The 2,384-nt window shown below is 44.3% G+C and carries 1 protein-coding gene; it reads right to left on the minus strand.

Annotated features, from left to right (window positions below; translation table 11 throughout):
• Positions 1-725: 725 nt before the first annotated feature.
• Complete coding sequence (locus AACQ17_RS08775; RefSeq protein WP_026027156.1) at positions 726-2,171, minus strand: YfcC family protein; 1,446 nt, start codon at positions 2,169-2,171, stop codon at positions 726-728.
• Positions 2,172-2,384: the final 213 nt, after the last annotated feature.

Here is a 2,384-nt window from a genome sequence, read left to right on the forward strand (position 1 = left end):
TCTTTGTTCTGCAATTAATATTACCCTTGGTCTGTATATGTTCTTAGAGGTCCATCACAGAATGATTTATATTGAAATTCGGCGAAAATAATAGTTTTTTAACAATGTTTATGCAGTGTTTATATTGTGAGTGTCATATTTATTACTGCTTTTTTTATGGATGTTCATTCAATTTAAATCTCACGCAGCACTACTCCATATAGGCTCGGTATTTTGGTTGGGAATTTTATGCACCAAAAACCCATCGATAATTCATCGAATGGGTTAAGAATATGCACTTGAAAAGGGTATATAGTTGAATATGAGTCGAAGAAATGGGCTGTGTTAACATAACTTTCTTAATAAAACTTGATCTCACGCAGGCTTTCTAATGTAGATGTTTTGTCTGAATTGGCGTAATAGAGGACGGAAAATGAGAGATGAAATAGCAGGCGATCTTAATTTGGTGATAAAGGAATATAGGCCGCGTTTTATTTAGTCACCAAAAGTGGTTATTTATCCCAGCCAATTGCTATAAAAAAATAGCCATCAAAACTAATGGTTATCTAACGACGTTGAAAGCCATCATTTCCTGATTTGGCTAACGTATCATGTTTAGAGTTGAGTAGCTGCGCAGCCAATGAGCCTAAGTCGGCCTGCCAATAAAAAAGCCGCAATCATGCGGCTTTTAAAGGGTGTGACGCGGTTTTCACCTACGACATATCGTATCGTTCATCAGTTTGGCGCTATAGCATCGCACCTAGGCTGAGAGATAGCATAATGAATACGCACAATATGCCTAACAGTGGTGCGACCCATTTCACCCAGCGAACATAAGGTACACGAGCAATTGCTAAGCCGCCCATCACTACCGCAGAGGTTGGCGTGATGAGGTTGACTATCCCTGAAGCCGATTGGTAAGCCGTGACGACAAGGTCGCGACCAACGCCTGCAAAGTCAGCCAATGGCGCCATGATGGGCATGGTTAATACCGCAAGGCCAGAAGACGAAGGTACAAGGAAAGAGAGAAGAATTTCCAGTAAATACATTACGTTAATGAAAATGACGGATGAAAGGCCAGTAACCATTTGCTCGGCTGAGAACAAAATAGTGTCGGTGATCATCCCGCGGTCCATGATCACCACAATGCCGCGTGCGATACCAATGATCAGCGCTACGCCTAATAGGTCTCGTGCACCATCAATAAAGCTGGTGGTGAATTCCTCTTCACTCATACGAGCAATTAAACCGATAATGATGGTTGCACCCAAGAACATCGCTGAGATCTCAGCCATCCACCATCCAGCAACAGATACCCCATAAATCATCACGCCAAAAGCGGCCGCGAAAATGGTCAAAATAACTTTGCGGGTGGCGGTGAATTCGAGTTTCTCTCCACTTTGGTTGCCAAGGAAGTGAGCTTTGTTCTCTTCGTACTTGTCGTACACAATCGATTTGCTTTGATCTGCTTGCACCATTTTCGCGTAGCGCATCACGTACAGTACACAGATAACCCAACCGACAGCTAACATTGCTAAGCGCAACATGATGCCATCAGTAAACGGAATGCCCGCTGCGTTGGCCGCAATTACGGTGGCAAACGGGTTGATAGTGGAGCCCAGCGTACCGATACCCGCGCCAAGCAGTACGGTAGCGGCGGCAACCAGTGGGTCAAAACGAGCGGCCATCATCACAGGTACGAGTAAGGTGTAGAAAGGTAAGGATTCTTCCGCCATACCGTAAATCGTACCGCCTGCGGCAAACAGCGCCATCAGGATGGGTATCATCAACTCTTCACGCCCTTCAAGCCGCGCTGTTACGCGTTCAATGCCCGCATCAATCGCACCTGTTTTGGTCACTAGGCCCAAAAAGCCACCAATGACCAAAATGAACAGAGACACGTCAATCGCGGCAGCTTCGTAGCTGTTGTGGTCATAAAAGCCGTCAATCGGTGCCATCAACACATCGATCACCCCTTGTGGGTTACCTTCTGCGTGTTGATAAGTTCCCGCAATAGGCACTTCTTTGCCCAGTTCTTCATTCATGGTGCGCTGATACTGACCGGCAGGCACAATCCAGGTTAAAAGGGCCACAAGAGCAATTAGAATGAAAAGGATGGTGTAAGCGGAAGGAAACTTAAAGTTAGCAAAGAAGCCACCTTTAGGTTCCGTGGATACAGTTTGGGTTGTCATAGCGATCTCCTTACACTCAGAGAACAACGAGATTCTGAGTGTGTTCAGCGGCTAATGTTCTTCAGTCTTCCAGCCCATTAAAATATTATCTATTAGGGGTGAAAGAATAAAAAGTTATTGGAACTTCAATTAAATACGTTAAATGAAAAGTTTTAATTATTATTAAGTGAACATAAATGCTCACTTGCTCAGATATCTGTATAAATTCTAAGG

It is taken from the genome of Vibrio sp. V10_P2A27P122 (genome assembly GCF_963874335.1).
Classification (GTDB): domain Bacteria; phylum Pseudomonadota; class Gammaproteobacteria; order Enterobacterales; family Vibrionaceae; genus Vibrio; species Vibrio anguillarum.